The 19966-nt window shown below is 35.5% G+C and carries 18 protein-coding genes; 12 read left to right on the top strand and 6 right to left on the bottom strand.

Going from position 1 to position 19966, the window contains the following annotated elements; genetic code table 11:
• The first annotated feature begins 49 nt into the window (after positions 1-49).
• The 5 genes from rmuC to NHE85_RS10615 all read left to right on the top strand — a co-directional run bounded on the left by rmuC (position 50) and on the right by NHE85_RS10615 (position 7348).
• A complete protein-coding gene (rmuC, locus tag NHE85_RS10635) occupies positions 50-1444 on the top strand; it encodes a DNA recombination protein RmuC (RefSeq protein ID WP_252812007.1) in 1395 nt (464 codons plus the stop codon).
• Positions 1445-1448: 4 nt separating this feature from the next.
• Entirely contained in the window at positions 1449-1994 is a 546-nt protein-coding gene (locus tag NHE85_RS10630) for an acyl-CoA thioesterase (RefSeq protein ID WP_252812006.1), read from the top strand.
• An 86-nt stretch (positions 1995-2080) separates the two neighbouring features.
• Positions 2081-3166 carry a hypothetical protein gene (locus tag NHE85_RS10625; protein WP_252812005.1) on the top strand — a complete coding sequence of 362 codons (1086 nt, stop codon included), beginning with the start codon at positions 2081-2083 and terminating at the stop codon, positions 3164-3166.
• A gap of 115 nt (positions 3167-3281) precedes the next feature.
• Positions 3282-5195 (top strand): transglutaminase family protein, encoded by a 1914-nt coding sequence (locus NHE85_RS10620; protein WP_252812004.1) that lies wholly within the window; start codon positions 3282-3284, stop codon positions 5193-5195.
• On the top strand, positions 5195-7348 hold the full coding sequence (locus NHE85_RS10615; protein ID WP_252812003.1) for a DUF3857 domain-containing protein: 2154 nt from the start codon (positions 5195-5197) through the stop codon (positions 7346-7348). The genes NHE85_RS10620 and NHE85_RS10615 overlap by 1 nt, the downstream gene beginning before the upstream one ends.
• 83 nt (positions 7349-7431) lie before the next feature.
• Here the strand turns inward: NHE85_RS10615 and NHE85_RS10610 are convergent, their stop codons facing one another.
• From NHE85_RS10610 to NHE85_RS10600, 3 genes are all read right to left on the bottom strand, one after another.
• Positions 7432-8004: a T9SS type A sorting domain-containing protein gene (locus NHE85_RS10610; protein WP_252812002.1), complete on the bottom strand. Its 573-nt coding sequence runs from the start codon at positions 8002-8004 to the stop codon at positions 7432-7434.
• A 119-nt stretch (positions 8005-8123) separates the two neighbouring features.
• Entirely contained in the window at positions 8124-9086 is a 963-nt protein-coding gene (locus NHE85_RS10605; RefSeq protein WP_252812001.1) for an ion channel, read from the bottom strand.
• 7 nt (positions 9087-9093) lie between these two features.
• Positions 9094-11127 carry a CotH kinase family protein gene (locus tag NHE85_RS10600; protein WP_252812000.1) on the bottom strand — a complete coding sequence of 678 codons (2034 nt, stop codon included), beginning with the start codon at positions 11125-11127 and terminating at the stop codon, positions 9094-9096.
• Between the two features lie 127 nt (positions 11128-11254).
• Here NHE85_RS10600 and NHE85_RS16840 point away from each other — a divergent pair, with 127 nt between their 5' ends.
• Positions 11255-11719 (top strand): hypothetical protein, encoded by a 465-nt coding sequence (locus tag NHE85_RS16840; protein WP_374676561.1) that lies wholly within the window; start codon positions 11255-11257, stop codon positions 11717-11719.
• 55 nt (positions 11720-11774) lie between these two features.
• On the opposite strand, the gene carB is transcribed toward NHE85_RS16840, so the two are convergent.
• Together carB and rpmH are read right to left on the bottom strand one after the other, a co-directional pair.
• Complete coding sequence (gene carB, locus NHE85_RS10595) at positions 11775-14627, bottom strand: carbamoyl-phosphate synthase large subunit (RefSeq protein ID WP_252811999.1); 2853 nt, start codon at positions 14625-14627, stop codon at positions 11775-11777.
• Between the two features lie 169 nt (positions 14628-14796).
• Positions 14797-14958: a 50S ribosomal protein L34 gene (rpmH, locus tag NHE85_RS10590; RefSeq protein WP_252811998.1), complete on the bottom strand. Its 162-nt coding sequence runs from the start codon at positions 14956-14958 to the stop codon at positions 14797-14799.
• Positions 14959-15138: 180 nt separating this feature from the next.
• On the opposite strand from rpmH, the gene NHE85_RS10585 reads away from it, so the two are divergent.
• The 6 genes from NHE85_RS10585 (at position 15139) to NHE85_RS10560 (ending at position 18983) form a co-directional block, all read left to right on the top strand.
• Positions 15139-15678 (top strand): DUF2892 domain-containing protein, encoded by a 540-nt coding sequence (locus NHE85_RS10585; protein ID WP_252811997.1) that lies wholly within the window; start codon positions 15139-15141, stop codon positions 15676-15678.
• Between the two features lie 85 nt (positions 15679-15763).
• Positions 15764-16225 (top strand): GyrI-like domain-containing protein, encoded by a 462-nt coding sequence (locus tag NHE85_RS10580; protein WP_252811996.1) that lies wholly within the window; start codon positions 15764-15766, stop codon positions 16223-16225.
• A gap of 62 nt (positions 16226-16287) precedes the next feature.
• The gene (locus NHE85_RS10575) at positions 16288-16830 is read left to right on the top strand and encodes a Crp/Fnr family transcriptional regulator (RefSeq protein ID WP_252811995.1); all 543 of its coding nucleotides are present in this window, start codon (positions 16288-16290) and stop codon (positions 16828-16830) included.
• Positions 16831-16901: 71 nt separating this feature from the next.
• Entirely contained in the window at positions 16902-17861 is a 960-nt protein-coding gene (locus NHE85_RS10570; RefSeq protein WP_252811994.1) for a zinc-binding dehydrogenase, read from the top strand.
• Positions 17862-17863: 2 nt separating this feature from the next.
• On the top strand, positions 17864-18181 hold the full coding sequence (locus tag NHE85_RS10565) for a hypothetical protein (protein WP_252811993.1): 318 nt from the start codon (positions 17864-17866) through the stop codon (positions 18179-18181).
• A 97-nt stretch (positions 18182-18278) separates the two neighbouring features.
• Complete coding sequence (locus NHE85_RS10560) at positions 18279-18983, top strand: redoxin domain-containing protein (RefSeq protein ID WP_252811992.1); 705 nt, start codon at positions 18279-18281, stop codon at positions 18981-18983.
• A 75-nt stretch (positions 18984-19058) separates the two neighbouring features.
• On the opposite strand, the gene NHE85_RS10555 is transcribed toward NHE85_RS10560, so the two are convergent.
• Entirely contained in the window at positions 19059-19949 is an 891-nt protein-coding gene (locus NHE85_RS10555; RefSeq protein WP_252811991.1) for a lytic transglycosylase domain-containing protein, read from the bottom strand.
• Positions 19950-19966 lie beyond the last annotated feature (17 nt).

Genomic DNA, 19966 nt, shown 5'->3' with positions numbered 1-19966 from the left:
AAAGATAGAAGTATTTTCATTATTTTTACCTCTTACAAAAACTACATCAATGCCCGATACTATCACATTATTACTTGCTTTTATTATTGCCCTTGCCATAGGTACTTACATTGGCAAGATCGTATTTTCATCTAAAACCAATGCTGATAAAAAAATACATGAAGAACGTAATAACAATCTGCAGTTGCAAATTGAACAACTGAAACAGCAATCGCAAAACGAACTTTTAGGCATAGAAAAACAACTAGTACAGGCACATGCCGAACGCGACAGCTTAAGACTGGCTAAAGATGCTCTTTCCATTCAGCTTACAAAAAAAGAAACTGATTTTGATAACCTGCTGGAACGCATGCGCGAACAGCGACAGGAAACCGATGAGCTTCGCGAAAAGTTTACCAAAGAATTTGAAAACTTAGCCAATAAGATATTAGAAGAGAAATCGACAAAATTTACCGAACAGAACCGCGAAAACCTTAAAAATATTCTTTCTCCACTTCAGGAAAAAATCCACCTTTTTGAAAAAAAAGTAGAAGATACCCATAAAGAAAGTATTGACTATCACGCCGCATTACGCCAGCAAATTATTGGCCTGCGCGATATGAACGAACAAATGAGCAAAGAAACGCTTAACCTTACACGTGCCCTAAAAGGCGATACCAAAATGCAGGGTAACTGGGGGGAGCTTATACTGGAACGTGTACTTGAAAAATCGGGACTTGAAAAAGACCGTGAATACTATGTACAGCAAAGCCATATAACTGATGAAGGCAGCCGTGTACAGCCCGATGTAGTTATTAATCTGCCGGATGGCAAAAAGATGATTGTCGATTCAAAGGTTTCGCTTGTATCCTATGAGCGTTATGTTAATGAAGAAGATGATCCGTTACGAATGGTACATCTTAAAGAACACGTTAACTCTATTAAGCGACATGTAGATCAGTTAAGCGAAAAGAACTATCATGATCTTTATAAAATTGAAAGTCCTGATTTTGTATTGCTTTTCATACCTATGGAACCTGCTTTTGCAATTGCCCTTAATGAAGATTCATCTTTGTATGGTAAAGCTTTTGAGCGAAATATAGTAATTGTAACCCCTAGTACGCTATTAGCTACTTTACGCACCATAGACAGTATGTGGACAAACCAGAAGCAACAGGAAAATGCATACGAAATTGCACGCCAGGCCGGAGCACTTTATGATAAATTTGAAGGTTTTGTAGGCGATCTTACCAAAGTAGGCAACAAAATGAAAGACGCCCAAAACGAATACCAAAATGCAATGGGCAAACTGGTAGATGGCCGTGGAAATATAATTACAAGTATAGAAAAACTTAAAAAGATGGGAGCAAAAGCCAAAAAGTCGCTTCCGGAAAACATACTTAACCGCGCTCTTCAGCAGGAAGAAGATGCCGAACTAAATGATGAAAACCTGCTAAACCCTTAATGTAATGGACATAATATATAAAAAAGTAAACAGTTCAAGAGTTACTATATCAGAACTTATGCTGCCATCCCACACTAACTTTAGTGGAAAAATACATGGCGGATATATATTAATGCTCATGGATCAGATTGCTTTTGCTGCTGCTTCTAAGTATTCAGGCACCTATTGTGTAACAGCATCTGTTGACACCGTAGATTTTCTTAATCCTATAGAAGTAGGTGAATTGGTAACTATGAAAGCATCTGTAAACTATGTGGGCAACAGCTCTATGGTTGTTGGTATAAGAGTAACATCTGAAAATATACAGACCGGAAAGATAAAACACTGCAATTCATCTTATTTTACTATGGTAGCAAAAGATGCCAATGGTAAAAATGTATCGGTGCCGCACCTAATCCTGGCAAATGATGATGAAGTACGCCGTTTTTGTAAAGCTGTAATACGTATCAACCAGAAAAAAGAACACCTTAAACATTCTCAAACTTTTGACTATACTTCCCCACAGGCTCTTGAAGAATTATCAAAATATAATATAAAACTTGATCTGTAAATTTATACCTCTGCCGATTTTTAAAGAAATAGTTGATATATAAGCAAATAATATATATTTGTAAAAAACTGTTATTAAAAAATCGCATGAGGAAACATTACCTTTTAATTACTTTTTTACTATTATCTGCGTTTGCAACTATTATATCATGCGGATCATCTGATGATAGCTCAGATTACAAAGACTTATCTCCTGTAGTAGTAGATCTTACTACTGTACCCTATCCTAAGCTATCCGATTATAAATTTTTTGAAGGAGAACTTAAAAATCTCGAACCGGCTTACAAAGTTCTCCCCTACGATTTAAACAGTTCATTATTTACAGATTATGCCCTAAAAAAACGTTTTGTATGGATGCCCGAAGGTTCTCATGCTATTTATACTTCAGATAGTGAGATTCTGAATTTCCCAACAGGCGCGGCACTAATAAAAAATTTTTATTACGAAAATGTTTTACCCGCCAATACTACCCGCATAATTGAAACCCGTGTAATGATTAAAAAAGCAGACGGGTGGATTTTTGCCAGCTATGTATGGAATAATGACCAGACTGAGGCTTTTCTTGATATGGATGGCAGCACTACAACTGTAACCTGGATGCAGAACGAACGTGAAAAATCTGTAAATTATGTTATTCCCAATGGTAATGACTGTACTACATGCCATTCCAGCAACAGTATATATACTCCAATAGGTATTAAACCACAAAATCTTTTTAAAAATTTCAGCTATACAACGGGAGAGCAAAATCAACTGGAAAAATGGAAGTCAGAAGGTTATATTAACGATTATGCTCAAAATACAACCGCAACTGTAAACTGGGAAGATGAAAGTAAATCGCTTGACCTGAGGGCACGTTCCTATCTTGATATTAACTGCGCGCATTGCCATACTCCCGGTGGAAATTGTGACGATATGCCTTTAAATCTTGCTTTTGTGGCAACTACAAACCCTATTAATCTTGGGATATGTGTAGAACCACATGATTTTGTAAGTGGTAATCAAACCTATATTATTGCAGCTCAGGACTCGTGGATGTCTTTGCTTCCCTTCAAAATGCAATCAACACAACAGTCTGAAATGATGCCTCCTATAGGAAGGACAACTTCGCATCGTGAAGGTACTGCCCTTATTAATGAATGGATTGATGCAATGGAAAACCCATGTCCGTAATATAAAATGAGCTAATACCACTAACATTATAACTAACAAAAGAGAACTTTTTTAACATAAAAAAATGTTAAACCGATATTAGAAATTTTTATATATTGCGGGTTTAAAACCAACCATGAAACGCATCCATTTTACTATTATTCTGCTTGTTACAGCCCTGCAGTTTGTAACAGCTCAAAAGAACATTGACCCCACTCCTGAAGATATTGCTCTTGCAAAAAAATTACGGGATAAATACACTAAAGATGATGTTGTAATACTAAATGGCTCTGAAAAAGTAACATTTGACTTTAAAGATAATGTTACTGTAAAACACAGCATTGAAGAAAAAATGATGAATATTAACCACAGGGCAGATATTCAGAAATATGAGTTTTACGACAGTGAGTCAGAACTTGAAGATTTTAAGATTAAGTATCGTAATGATAAGGCAGCAGGATTTGCTGTAAAGGATGAATTTTATAAAAGCGATGATTTGTTCTTTAATGATTACAGGGTAAAATACATGAATGTAGATTTTCCTGTACAGGGTTATACCTACAATTATGAGCTTACCAAAAATTATAAGGATGTAAAGTACTTTACTACACTTTATTTTCATGATACCTACCCTACCTTAAAAAAGGAATTTACAATTGTTGTACCTGACTGGCTTGAAATCGAAATAAAAGAATTCAACTTCCAGGGATTCGATATTAAAAAAACACAAAAAACTGATGCAAAAAGCAAAAGTACTATTTACACTTATACGCTTGAAAATACAGATGCTATTGCAAAAGATGATAATGCCCCGGGTATGAGTTACTATTATCCGCACCTGCTTGTAATTGCAAAATCGTATACCAGAAACAATACCAAAACTACACTTTTCAACTCTACAGCAGACCTTTATAAATGGTATAAATCACTTGTAGACAGTATGGATGAAAATCCTTCTGCGCTAAAAGACAAAGTAAATGAGCTTACAGCTAATGCGAAAACTGATGAAGAAAAAATAAAAAATATTTACTATTGGGTTCAGGACAATATACGTTATATAGCCTTTGAAGACGGACTTGCAGGGTTTAAACCTGATGCATCGCAAAACGTTTTCCAGAAACGTTATGGAGATTGTAAAGGTATGGCCAACTTAACCCGACAAATGCTTAAAGAAGCTGGGTTTGACGCAAGACTTACGTGGATAGGTACAAAACATATTGCTTACAATTACAGTATTCCTTCTTTAGTAGTAGATAATCATATGATATGTACCCTTTTTAAAGATGGCAAAAAATATTTCCTGGACGGAACAGAAAAATATAATTCATTTGGAGAATATGCTGACAGAATACAGGGTAAAGAGGTAATGATTGAAGATGGTGATAAGTTTATAATTGAGAAAGTTCCTGTACTTACAGCTTCTGCCAATAAAGAGATATATACCTCCACTTTTCACGTTGAAGATGAAGCACTGGTTGGAAAAGTAAGCGGAAATATGAAAGGAGAAAGCCGCGCTTCTTTTCTTTATGGTTATAACAATATCAGAAAAGACAAAAAAGAGAATGCACTACAGTATTATATATCACGAGGCGATAAAAACTTCTCGGTTTCAAACATTATAACTTCAGACCTGACTGACAGGGACAAAACCCTTACCATGGAGTATAATGCAAATTTAAAGAACAGGGTTTCATCTTTCGACAACGAAATGTATGTTGACCTTGACTATATGGAGGAGTTTAGCAACCTTGATTTCAAAGAGCGAAAAAGAGATTATGAATTCAGCTTTAAAAAAGATTATGAATCTGTAATTACGTTAGAAATACCGGCAGGGTATAAAGTATCACGCCTTCCTGAATCCTATACTGCAAAAAATGATGCTTACAGTATGAATATTTCATATGAACAAAAAGGTAATACTATTGTTTATAAGAAGCGTTTTACAATAAATAACGGTACAATTAAAAAGGCAGATTTTCAAAACTGGAATCAATCTATAGAAAGCCTTAAAAAACTTTATAACGACCAAATCACCCTAACCAAAAGCTAATGAAAACCCGATTTTTAATTGTATTGCTGTATTTATACGGCTGCATGGCTAATGCCCAGAAAAAAGATGAAGTGCAGGAATTGTTTTGGGGCAAAGATGATGCCTACAAATCAGCTATGACTATTCCTGATAAATGGAAAAACGAATCGGCTGTTGTAATCTACAAAAATGAAAATTATGACTTCCATAAGTTCGGAACAAATATTACCTACACTTCTTCTATCAGAAAAAGGATAAAACTTCAGGATCAGGCTGCTATTACAGAATTTTCAGAATTTTCGTTTAAAGACCGCTTTTATTCTTCAAGAGGATTTTCATTAAGAAAAGGAACTAATATAATTGGTATTAAAGTAGTAAAACCTGATGGGTCTGAAAAAATAATTAATGTTGACGAAGAAGCCGTTAAGGCAGATGATAAAAAGAAAATAGCCATACCAAATCTTGAACCGGGCGATATATTAGATTACTATTATTATGCTGTGGAGCCTTTTAAAATGGCTGCTGAATATGGTTTTGAACCGGAAGAGAACACATTGGGAGACACTTATCCTATTATGGATTTGAAACTTACCTTTACAACTGAAAATGATTTTTTTGTAAACTTCAATACTTATAATGGTGCTCCGGAACTAAAACAAATACAAACGAAAGGCGGTGACCGTAAGTATGAGCTTATAGCTACAGATATTGATAAAAATGATTTTCCAAGATGGTTTTATCCACTTGCCGAATTACCATGCTATAAATTCCAGGTTTACTTTGCACGTAATGGAAACTTTGAAGCCAGAGCTACAGCATTTCTACCGGAGAAAGAGAGTATTATTAAAAAAACAGTTTCCGAAACTGATGTTTTTAACTATTATGAAAAGAAATTTAAGCCTTTTGGCGACCTGGGGGATATTTTTAAATTTTTAAAAGGCAAAACCTTTAAAAATGATGAAGAAAAGGTTAGGGAAGTTTACTACTATATGAGACACCAATATTATACAAGGTATGTTGAAGCCTTTGTAATAAAAGAGGCTAATATTATGTATCCATTTGACTTATATGGCAATTACCCAATATTTTTTAATACCGAGATACAGTTTATAAACCATTTTATGGCGTTCTTAAAAGATTATAAAATAGATTATGATATAATTATCGCAACGCCAAGAGGTAATGGGCCAATTAAAGACCTGCTTATAGAAAACAACGCAGCGGTGATGCTTAAAGTGAATACAGAAAACCCTGTTTACGTACACTTTTTTAATCCTTATACAAATGCTGACCAGATAAGTTACAGCGTTGAAAACAGTGATGCCTATGCGCTGCATGTTGTGAAGCGGAAAAAAGTCAGCGATATAGAAACTATTAAACTTCCATCATCTACCTATAAAGATAATCAAACTGTTGGAAAAGTAAGCGTAAGTATCGATCCTGATTTTGCTTCATTAAAAATAGAAAAAGAATCTTCACTTTACGGCCATAATAAAGATACAGAACAACCTGATAAAATGTACTTTTTTGATTATGTAACTGAAGACTACGATAAGTATGGTACTGAGCCTCTGCTAAACTTAGTAAAAAGTAAAAAGAGGAGAGAGCAGTACACTAATGAGTTTGACGCACTTAAAAATAAACTAAAAGAAAAGCAGAAGGAAGAATTTAAAAAATCAACCGAAGCAGAATTTGGTTTTGAAATTGACGATCATTCTTTAAGCATAACAAATACAGGACGTTTTGGGAAAAGTACTCCTTTCAGCTTTAATGAGAACTTTACCGTTAAAAACAACCTGCTTAAAAAAGCCGGCACAAATTATGTTTTTGAAATTGGCAAACTAATTGGACAGCAGGCCGAAATTGAAGAAAAAGAGAATAAAAGAACAAACAATATTTACATGGCTTTTCCGCGTTCTTTTAAAAATGAAATAGTGTTTACTATTCCTGATGGTTATACCGTATCCGGATTAGACAAGCTGAATAAAAAAGTAGAAAATACTACCGGTGGTTTTGAAAGCTCTGCAAAAATTGAAGGAAACAAACTTATTGTAAATACCTATAAATACTATGCAAATTACTTTGAGCCTAATGCCAACTGGAAAAATATGGTAGATTTTCTTGATGCTGCCTATCAGTTTACTCAGGAAAAAGTCCTTTTAAAGAAAAGCTAATATAGTTTAATAAATAAAAAAATCCCCTATCATGAAAACGATTGGGGATTTTTTATCTAAAAACACACTTATCATTCGTTAGTTTAGTTTTTTACAATTGTAATGCTTTTAGATTCATTACCTGTAAATACTTTTACAAAATAGGTTCCTGCCCTATAGTTAGACATATATATTTTACTTGTTCGGTTTCCTGATTCAGAGTTCATAACCTCTTTACCATTAACATCATATATTTCAATATGATCAATAGTATCTTTAGCATTAATTGTTAGAATGTCGGTAACGGGATTTGGAAAATATTCAAATATAATTGCCTGATTATCTTTAATTCCTGCAACAGCATCTACAGTTATTGCTCCCTGCATCATAGCATGAATATTACATTTGTAATTTGTTTCACCAACATTATCAAAAACATGAGAAAATGTTTGGCCGTTACCTGTAAGCGTGCCACTATCAAAAGTTTCGGTACCTGTCGTACTGCTCACTGTATGAGGCAGATTATCTGTCCATGTCCACATAACTGTATCGCCTTGATCTATGGTCATACTGGCAGCTGTATTGCTAACTCCCATAAACCAGTCGATATGATGTGTTGTCTGGGCACTTAGCCCTAAAGAAGCTAAAAGCATCCCTAAAAGTAATTTTCCTTTCATAATTTTGTATTTATTTTACACAAAGTACACTCTTTTAACAATAATAAAGAGCTACTGTTGAGTAATAACCAACTATGAATTAGTATTTACAGGATACCATTTAGTATTTGAAGAATAATCTAATTTACATTAGCCATTGTAAAAGTGTCCAGTTTATCAAGCTCCAAAATTGTTTTAGTATCATCCTCATTTTCGGAGTACATTAAAACAAATTTAGCTCCGTAAACAATTTCATTAAAAGTATAAGAAGTACTGGTTGTTACGGTTGCACTGAAAAGATCGTCAAATGCGCGTACATATAAAATAATTTCTCCTTCAGCATTTTCAAAATCTTCTTTTGTAAAACCATAAAAAGGACTTTTTTCATCAATTTTATGTACTAATGTCCAGCTTAATGACAATGAATTTATATGATCTATTTCAAGATGAAGATTATAAAATTTATTTACAAACTCGCCATTCTCCTCAACACTTATACCTACAGTTATTCTTGCGTGGGCATCAATAATATTTGTGTTTTTATATGGCGCCATACGAATCATAAGTCCTTTGCCTCCTTTATAAGGGGCAATAATAGCATTATGAGAAAACTTAATATAAGCTACTGGTCTGCTAAACCTACCATAAAATAAACCTGTTGCTATAGCAAAACATAATAACCCTGTAAGAGCCTCGGTTGCAGCAAGTGCACTGGTTAAAAATCCATTAGGACTTATATGTCCATAACCTACAGTAGTAAAGGTTTGCGCACTAAAAAAATAGGCCTTTCCAAATTTTAAGATTTCAGAACCGGTCCCATCTACTCCGTTAAGATATTCTATACCAATAAGATAATATAAACATGCAAATATGAAGTTGATACCCGCATAAAATGCCAAAAGGATACCCAAAAATTTCCAACCTGACATTTTAAGCATGGTATGGTACCAGCTTATTCTTGAAAAAAAAGACAGCCCGCGCTTTTCTACATTAGCGGAGCCGTCTTTGTTTACAAACCGGCCTCCGTAACGCGAAGGGTTACTGCCAAAGCCGGTATTATCACTTGATTTTGCTTTTTCGTTTATACTGCTAAATAGCTTCATATATCAATTACTGCCTTACAATTTTTCGCGTCAGGGTTCCGATCTCACCGTCTATTTTTATGAAATAGATGCCTGACGCATATTGTGCAAAGTTAACAACAATTGAGTTTGAATTTAAATGTAAATTTTGAAGCTGCTTTCCATAAATGTCATATACTTCAATATTTCTAAGCATTTTATCAGAAGAAATTGTAAGTCTTTCGTTTACAGGGTTAGGATATACAATTATAGCAGCCGGATCTGTAAATGAGTTGATAGAAAGTAAAGTTTCGTCAACTGCCATCCAGCTTGATGCAAGGGTATTATCAGATGTAACATCTGTTAGTGTAAGAAATTTACCATTCCCATCAGCATCCGGCCATGGTTCGCTGTCAAAATAATGTACCTCATCTATCTTATTACCAAATGCATCAGAAAGTACCAGATTCTGATTACTGTTAGACATATTTCTAACAAACTCTCCAAAAGCAGTTATACCATATTTAGCTTCAAATATATCAGCATTACTCACTATATATATTTTTTCTCCTGCTTCAATACTTGTATTTGCAGGAAACTGATAAGAAACTCCAAGTTCACTTAAATATATACCTGTAAGATCAACCGCAGCAGATTCCGTATTGGTAATTTCAATAAATTCCTGATCATCCGATTCAGGAAACTCATCTGTCTCTCCTGGATTATAATTAATTTTACTTATAACTAAAGAAGGAACCTCAACATCACTGCATCCCGTAAAACTGCCTGCGTGTTCTGTTATCCAAAGCAGTCTCGCCTGTATAAAATCTTTAATTGCATTTGTTTCACCTTCAAGGTCTGGTACTGTACCCCAACGCAGCTGTTCTCTTTCAGAAGCCTCTTCAATTAATACTATAGTTGCATCAATAAAATCAGAAAGACTATTATAATTTAAAGGCTCTCCTTCCATAGTAAGCTGATTCCAGCGTTTGGCAAAATAACATTTGTAAGTATCATCATTAAAAAGATCTGTCCAGAATTTTGCTCCCTCATTATCGCCATTGCTAAACTGCCATACATCCGTTTTACTTCTGTCTTCAAATACATCCAAGCCAAGACTAAGATTAAAATCCCATACAGGCCCTGCCCTCAATTTACCGCCCCTGTCTTTATGAAAAAATGTACTTATCTGATAAGCATCTACATTAGATGAAAATTCATTAACGATCATAAAATCGACAAATGTAGGTATATCAATTATTGAAGGATAGCCGGTTGCAGCATCGTGGTTATGCTCTCCCGCTGTAGTTTCAAGATTTGTAAATTGAGAATGTATATAATTAGCCTGTGCTTCAGTAACATCTTCAGGTTTAGGCAGCTCATGAATAAAATCTGTAAAGCCGGCATATGAATCCATTGTCCAGGCAATAGGGTCACCTCCGGTATCTTTATCAGCTTTTGTTATATAACCGCCTGTAATATCGTCATCACTGATTTTATCAATGTTAACGCGGTTAGAGTCATCCTTAATTTTTTCCTGAAGAATATAAAGCCCTCTGTAATCACCATTAATTACCACTTCACAATATTGTGTTCGTGTAGCATACTGTCCAATACTTCTGGCAAGATTATAATTAATATAATCGCGCATTAATGATCCGTCAAAAGCCAGTCCGTTTAATATCCAGTCGTTTTCTTTTGGCATCCCTAAAAGGCTTACTTTTTGTTTTGTGCCTTCATTATCATAAGTCGTCCATCCATACTGTTTTTTTTCAAGTATCTGCGAACTTGAGCCGCGAAGTTCAATTTTAATACGTGCATTGTAATTAAGAAATTCTTCTATATCTGCATCTGTCATATAATTACGGCTGCCGTCAGAATGATAAATAACTTTAAGGCTGGCCCATACTTTAGGATCATCTGGAATTTCTATAGGCTCTCCTGTATCAGGATCAATATCTGTAGTAATAATAAAAATAGGCAGGTTACTGTCAGTAAAGTTTACCTGACCATACGAAACGGCTCCTAATAGTAATACTACTAAAAGAGCGTTCTTTCGGAAAAGAAGTAAAATTTTATTCATAGTGTTTTTAAGATATTTTTAACAAATATAGAAGTAATTTGTTTACAATAACTTATAATTAAATAAACATAAAATAATAAATAAGAAATTTCTAAATTTATATATAAATTTGGGGTTTATCTTACATATGATTTTATACAATATATTTACAGCGGTATTTGTAGCATTCGGATTTTCAGTTTTCGGCCTACTCATTAACAATGCCATTAAACACAAGCGATTTTATAATACACTTACGAATTTCAATTTTGTAAGACAGGAAAAAGCAAACCGGATTTTGGGAATATTTGTGCTTAAATATATTATACTGCATTCTTTTTGGGGTAAATTTAATCCTCTTCTAACAGTTAAAGAAAGGAACAGGGAAACACTTATTCAAGTAAGAAAAGAAATGACCTATGCAGAAATCAGCCACCTTATCTGCTTTATATTAATATTACTATTATTGCCAATCTTATATATCTCAAACTATCGTACAGGTTTAATTATTCCCCTTTTTATCTGTAACATTATCTTTCACTTGTACCCACCGCTATTGCAGCAATACAATAAACGAAGACTGGATAAAATTATCGTTAGAATGAAACCATAAAAAAAGCGCCCTACAACTAACTGTAGAGCGCTTTTTAGTATTATGCAGGCAGTGATTATCTGCTCAGATACATTTTTCTTCTTGAGTACAGTTCGTAGAACTGGTCATCTTTAAGATCTTCAATAAACAGGATGCTTTCACCTGTAGATTTCATTTCAGGACCTAATTGCTTATTAACACCCGGAAATTTATTGAAAGAGAATACCGGTTGTTTAATGGCAAATCCTTTAAGCTGCGGGTTAAAGTTAAAGTCAGTTACTTTATTGTGTCCTAACATTACTTTAGTTGCATAGTTTACATAAGGCTCTCCGTAAGCTTTCGCGATAAACGGCACTGTACGTGACGCTCTCGGGTTAGCTTCGATAATATAAACCGTATCATCTTTAATTGCAAACTGTATGTTTATAAGGCCTAACGTTTTAAGCGCTATTGCGATTTTTTTAGTGTGGTCTTTTATTTGCTGCATTACAAACTCTCCAAGATTGAACGGAGGCAATGTAGCATTACTATCGCCAGAGTGTACACCACAAGGCTCTATATGCTCCATGATACCGATAATGTAAACATTTTCACCATCACATATTGCATCAGCCTCAGCTTCAATTGCTCCGTCAAGGTAATGATCAAGCAGCAGTTTGTTACCCGGAATACTCTTAAGAAGGTCTATAACGTGCTCTTCAAGCTCCTGCTTGTTAATCACAATTTTCATTCCCTGTCCGCCAAGTACATAAGATGGCCTTACAAGTAACGGGAAGTCTAATGAATCTGCAAGTTTAGAAGCTTCATCTGCACTTTCAGCTATACCAAATTTAGGGAAAGGAATTCCAAGTTCAGTAAGCAGGTCAGAGAAACGTCCTCTGTCTTCAGCAAGGTCAAGCGCATCAAAGCTTGTACCCAGTATTTTTATACCGTATCTGTCAAGTTTTTCAGCAAGCTTAAGAGCTGTCTGCCCTCCAAGCTGTACTATAACACCTTCCGGTTTTTCATGTCTGATAATGTCGTAAATGTGTTCCCAGAATACAGGTTCAAAGTATAACTTGTCGGCTGTATCAAAATCAGTAGATACGGTTTCAGGGTTACAGTTTATCATTATAGTTTCATAACCACATTCTGCAGCGGCAAGTACACCGTGTACACAAGAGTAGTCAAACTCTATCCCCTGTCCTATCCTGTTAGGGCCGGAACCAAGAACCACAACTTTTTTCCTGTCTGAAACAACACTTTCGTTGCTTACATATTTTGTACCGTCTGCCTTTTCAATCTCAGCTTCAAAAGTTGAGTAGTAGTAAGGTGTTTTAGCTTCAAATTCTGCTGCGCAGGTATCTACCAGCTTATAAACACGCTTAACGCCCATTTCTTCACGCTTATTATACACCTGACTTTCAAGGCAGCCCATCATGTGTGCTATCTGCCTGTCGGCGAAACCTTTTTGTTTTGCTTCAAGAAGCAGGTCTTTAGGAAGGTCATCTATCTTGAAGGTAGAGATTTCTTTTTCAAGAAGATAAAGCTCTTCATACTGCTTAAGGAACCACATGTCTATCTTAGTAATTTCATGAATACGGCTCAACGGAATACCCATTGCAATTGCATCATAAATTACAAACACCCTGTCCCAGCTGGCATGAGTAAGCTTATCTATAATCTGTTCGTAGTTAGTATATCCTTTACCGTCGGCACCAAGCCCGTTACGTTTAATTTCAAGAGACTGGGTAGCTTTATGAAGTGCTTCCTGGAAAGAGCGTCCTATACCCATTACCTCTCCTACAGATTTCATCTGCAGTCCAAGTGTTCTGTCTGCGCCTTCAAATTTATCAAAGTTCCAGCGTGGTATTTTTACAATAACATAGTCAAGTGTAGGCTCAAATAAAGCTGAAGTTGATTTTGTAATCTGGTTTTGAAGTTCGTCCAGGCTGTATCCAAGAGCCAGCTTAGAAGCTATTTTAGCAATCGGGTAACCTGTAGCTTTAGAAGCAAGAGCCGAAGATCTTGACACCCTTGGGTTAATCTCAATAGCTACGATATCTTCTTTTTCATCCGGGCTAACCGCAAACTGTACATTACATCCTCCGGCAAAGTTTCCTATGCTTCTCATCATCTTGATAGCCATATCCCTCATTTTCTGATAAGTTGTATCAGATAATGTCATTGCTGGTGCTACCGTTATACTATCTCCCGTATGAATACCCATAGGGTCCATATTTTCGATAGAACAGATAATAACTACATTATCGTTTTTATCGCGAAGGAGCTCTAACTCATATTCTTTCCATCCTAAAAGAGCTTTATCTATAAGGACTTCATGTATAGGCGAAGCTTCAAGTCCGCGTGTAAGTAATTCGTCAAAATCTTCTTTTTGGTGCACAAAAGCTGCGCCTGTACCACCCAGTGTAAATGATGGGCGAATAACTAAAGGAAAACCAAACTCCTGAGCAATCTCTTTTCCTTTAAGGAAAGAATTGGCTGTTTTGGCAGGTGCGGCAGGAATGCCTATTTTTTCAAGAAGCTGTTTAAACTGCTCCCTGTCTTCTGTAATGTTAATTGCATTAATATCAACACCTATAAGCCTTACGTTAAAATCGGCCCAAATTCCTTTTTCTTCGGCTTCAAGGCAAAGGTTAAGTGCTGTTTGCCCTCCCATAGTAGGAAGAACTGCATCAATGTTCGGATGTGCCTTCAATATCTCCACAATAGATTTTGTGGTAAGCGGTTTCAGATACACGTGGTCAGCCATCGAAGGGTCTGTCATTATGGTAGCCGGATTAGAGTTTATAAGTATAACCTCTATACCTTCTTCATTAATAGATCGTGCGGCCTGAGAGCCGGCATAGTCAAATTCGCAGGCCTGACCAATGATGATAGGTCCTGAACCGATAATTAAAATTGATTTAATTGAAGTGTCTTTAGGCATCGTATTCTTTGAAGTTGTATTAAAATTTACTCCCCTGCGGAAGCGTTTGCAAATTTAGTGTTTTATTTTCAAAAAAATCCCCCTTATAATGGGGGCTAATTTTTGATTAGGTATAAAAAAAGGCGTTACTAAAAATAAGTAACACCTTTATGTATGTTTAATATAAACATTATTTTTTATGTCTTGGTTCGCTGGAAACAGTTAATCTATGTCTTCCTTTAGCTCTCCTGCGGGCAAGTACTTTTCTTCCGTTGGCAGAAGCCATTCTTTCCATAAAGCCGTGTTTGTTTCTTCTTTTTCTTTTCGATGGTTGAAATGTTCTCTTGCTCATTGCTTTGTATCTTTAAATCTTAGTGAATATCTTTTCTCGGGCATCAGGAAGACCATCTTTCCAAAACCGCGTGCAAATATACAAAGGTTTTTTTTGTCTGCAAGTAGTTTTTGAAAAATATTTTGCAATTCCTTTTATTCGGTTTTCTTACCTTTGCAGTCGCAAAAATAAAACAAAATTATGTTTAATAAAAATATCAAGCTTGCAATTGCAGCTTTATTAGTTATCACAGCCGTATGGCAATTTACAGAAGGCAACATAGGAAACGGCATTTTTTTACTCCTTATTACCGCACTGGTTATACTATTGTATTTTAAAAATGAATATATACTTCTTGCTTTTCTTAAACTAAGAAAACAGGATTTTGACGGAGCTACCAAAATTCTTAATAAAATAAAGAATCCTGAAACTGCACTTGTGCGCAAACAACAGGGTTACTATAATTACCTTAACGGACTAATGTTATCGCAAACCAATCTTAACGCTGCCGAGAAATACCTTAAAAAAGCGGTAGAGCTTGGCCTTAATATGGATCAGGATCTTGCAATGGCAAAACTTAATCTTGCAGGTATAGCAATGAGTAAGAACCGTAAGATTGAAGCAGAAAGGCTGCTTATTGAAGCAAAGAAGCTTGACAAACAGGGAATGTTGAAAGAACAGATCACTATGATGAAGGCCCAACTAAAAAAAGGCCCTCAGGTACAACAGAGAAGATATTAATTACGAGAGCCGCCCCATGAGGGCGGTTTTTTTATGCTATTTATTACTTTTACAGCTACTAAGTAAATATAAAATCAATCAAAAAATGACAATCATAAAACCGGCAATTAAACTTATAGGTATTTCATTAGGCTATAAAACTACAAATGAAAACGAAAAAGCAATGGAAGACTGCGGTGCTTTATGGCAGCAGTTTGGAGGCAGCTTTGTAGCTTCTAAGATCTCAGGTAAATTAAACAATAACATTTATGCCGTTTATTATGATTATGATGGCGATTATACACAACCCTACGCCTACTTTATTGGCTGCCCGGTAACCGAAAATACCGCAGTACCTACAGGGTTGGAAAGCATAACAATCCCCGAACAGCAATATGAGATAGTTACAGCAAAAGGTCAAATGCCCGATTGTATCGCCAACGCCTGGCGTGATATCTGGAAAAAAAATGATGCAAACCGTGCTTACGGCTATGATTTCGAGATCTATTCTGAAAAAAGCCAGGATCTTAACAATGCAGAAGTAGATATTTATATTTCCATGAAATAATATTGAACCGCCTCATAAGGGCGGTTTCTTGTTTTTAGTATATTTGAATTAAATACAAAGACTTGACCGCATTTCAATCTATAGATATATTATCCCTGATCCAAAAATACGATCCGGAAGAGATAACAATTCCTGCAAAAACGATTTTACTAAAGGAAGGAGAGAAATCGCAGTTTATATACTTTGTAAAATCAGGGTGTTTAAGAATGTGGACTAATCACAATGGTAATGAGATTACCACCCAGTTCTTTTTTGAAGGAAAAAGTGTTGCATCAATGGAAAGCCTCTTAACAGGCAGACCCAGTGAATTTACAATGGAAAGTCTCGAACCCTGCACGCTGCAGTTAATGAGCAAAGAACAATTCAATGATCTGATTGAAAATGATTCTGATTTTAAAAAATACTTCGATGAATTGTTTAAAGAGCGTTTCTTTTACTACTCAAAACACCTGCTTTCTTTTTTAAAGAATAAGCCACAGGAACGCTACAACGAACTCTTAAAGAAACATCCGCAAATATTGCAGCGTGTTCCTCAGCATTATATAGCGTCTTACTTAGGTATTACCCCTGTATCGCTAAGCCGGATAAGAAACAGAAAACCGTAGCTTCATTTCTTAACAATTGTTATCGCCTACCAGTTATTGGCTATCTAACTTTGCTTTAAAATTAAACAATTATGAAAGCAGCAGTTTTATATCAGGCAGGAACCAATCCTAAATTTGAAGATTTTGATATTCCTATTCCTAATAACGAAAATGAAGTTATAGTAAACGTAAAAGCCTTTTCCCTTAAAAATGTTGACCGTATGAAAGCGGCGGGGAAACACTATACCTCTTACCCCTCATTTCCCACAACAATAGGTATTGATGGTGCCGGTATTTTAGATGATGGCACTAAAATATACGCATGGGGCAAAACAGGAATGCTTGCCGAAAAAGCATTGGTAGAAAAAGGTAAATGGACTATAATTCCTGATGATCTCGTTTTTGAAACAGCCTCAGCATTACCCAATGCACTTATAGGTTCTGATACCGCATTATTATACAGAGCCGGGTTTCAGCCGGGGCAGACCGTACTTATAAACGGAGCAACAGGCTTTACAGGAAAAGTTGCCGTACAAATGGCAAAGCTTAGAGGTGCTGCCAAAGTAATTGTTACCGGAAGAAATCCAAAAATACTGGAAGAGCTAAAAAGCTTAGGTGCCGATGAGATTATTTCACTTAGCCAAAAAGAAAGTGCTATTATCAACCAAATACAGGAATCACATAAAAACACGCCTATTGATATTGTACTTGATTACTTATGGGGAACTACTATTGAAATCATCCTTAAGGCATTTAACACATTACAACCCCGTAAGCTAAAAATTGTTACTATCGGCAACATGGCTGGCGCAAACATTACTTTATCTTCTGCCATATTAAGAAGCACTCAGATAGAACTTCTGGGTTCCGGCATTGGCAGTATTCCATATTCTGACATTCATAAATACATGTCTGAAGAATTACCTCAGGTATTCCAACTTGCAGCACAAGGAAAAATAAAAATAGATATTGAAATTGAGCAACTTAAAAATGTGGAAAATGTATGGTCTCAAAAAGAGAATCCAGGCAGCCGCATTGTAATAAAAATATAGTTATGGAAACAGAAAACAATAACAAAGAACTGTCAATTATTAATAAAAAAATACTTGCTGAAGGTCAACAGCTTCCTTTAGTGAAATTAAAAGATGGTTCATCTGTACAAACAGGAACAATAGCTACTATGCTGTATAATATAAAACTTTACAATGCAGGAGAACGCGGAAATGTGGAACTTGAACTTGAAGCATCAATACCCACTTTAATTAAAGTAGGACTTTTTGATCTTTTTAGTATTGACGAGTGGATAGCTGGTGATAATCCCGGACGTAGATTTGTTGGTCGTAAAGCTAAAAAATTCATAGACGGAATATAATTTTAAGGCACAACCTTTTCTTAAAGTATATTTAATTAATTTACTTTAATATTTTTAAAAAATTTAACTAAATTTACTCATCAATTTAACTAAAAAGATGAGTTATTTATTTCGCCTTACAATAATTATTCTCTTTCCTTTTATAGCTAACTGCCAGATTGCAGATAGCCTCTACTTTTCTAATGCCATAAAAATTAATTTTTATAAATACAAAAAAGAAAGCACCCTGGCTTTTGCGACAGGAGATGTGGAAAGAGGACAATTCCTTTTTGATTCACTGGTACAACACAGGCTTATAGGTACTACTTTTGATAACCTGACTTTAAAAAAATCATCTGGTTCAAGATTAAAACTAAGCTCAATACAAAAACCACTCTTTCTTATTACTTACGCTTCATGGTGTGTGCCCAATCAGGGCGAAATACCGGCACTGAATAAACTGGCCCGTAAATACGGAAAAGACGTTAAAATTGTGGTACTGTTTTGGGACCGTAAAGACAAGATGAAAAAGCTAAAACGCAGGTTTAGCCATAAAATAACAGTGTGCTATGCCCATGAATATTATAAAACCGATGCACGGACAGTAGCTGCCCTTAAACACACTTTAGGCTTCCCTACCTCCTATTTTCTTGATGCCGATCGAAAAATTGTAGATATACGCAGATGCGGTGTATTTACAAAACCTGTAGCTAAAGAGCAAAGTCAAAAATCATTAGCTTTAAACTACAATTCTTTTTTAGATGGATTATCTACAATAATAGCAAGCCACGATGCCAAAAAAGAGCATGCTAATACAGACTAATACCCCTTTTTACATCATTTTATACAACGAAAAATCCGCTTTTAGAAGCGGATTTTTTAATGGTTTTATTTTAAACTAATAGCCCTGAGTTGGAATATCTATTGTATAGGTTTTTCCTTCAGCTACATCCAGCTTTCTATCCCTTAGCCATGGGTTATGAATTTTCAGTATTTTATAATTAATACCCTGTTCTTTAGCAAATACTGCAAGATCAGGTATAGAAGAATTAACTATTACCTTTTTAACCGGCAATATCTGATACAGATCCTGAGGCATCATTGCGAAATCATATTGTACCGGGTGCTGCATGATTTCTTTAAGTGCCAGTATCCTGAAAACATAGCGCGAAGTTTCGTCGGTTAAAAGCAGGTCATAATAATTATCAACTCCCTGAAAAGTAATCTGCCTGTTAACACCGGTTACACCACCATTATAAGAAGCAGCAGCAAGCGTCCATGATCCAAATTTTTTATAAGCATCAAGAAGATAGCGGCAGGCAGCCTCAGTAGATTTTTCAAGATGATAACGTTCATCTACCACATCATTTATTTCCAGTCCGCGTTCTTTACCCGTATCAGGCATAAATTGCCATACACCCCTTGCTCCTGCAGGAGACACTGCATTTACAAGTCCGCTTTCTATTACCGCAAGGTATTTAAAATCGTCGGGCACACCATAACGCTTTAAAATAGGTTCAATTACCGGAAAGGCACGATTAGCACGTTTAATTATAATTCTTGTCGTAGCATCCAGATTAGCATTTACAAGCAGCTCCCTGTCAAAACGCTCACGTACGTCTGATATGGTTAAAGGGGTTTTTTCACCCGCAAAATCTATATTGGCAGGAAAATGGTTTTCTTTCTTTACAGTTTCCTTCTCCTCTGTTTTATTGTACGCAGTACGCACAAGCATCCCGCTCATTAGTATCACCGAAGCGATAATTCCTGTTTTTTTAATCAGTTCCATTGTTTCTATTTTTAATT

Source organism: Flavobacterium sp. NRK1 (assembly GCF_024054175.1).
Classification (GTDB): Bacteria; Bacteroidota; Bacteroidia; order Flavobacteriales; family Flavobacteriaceae; genus Flavobacterium.
This window is presented reverse-complemented; position numbering and strand designations above follow the sequence as displayed.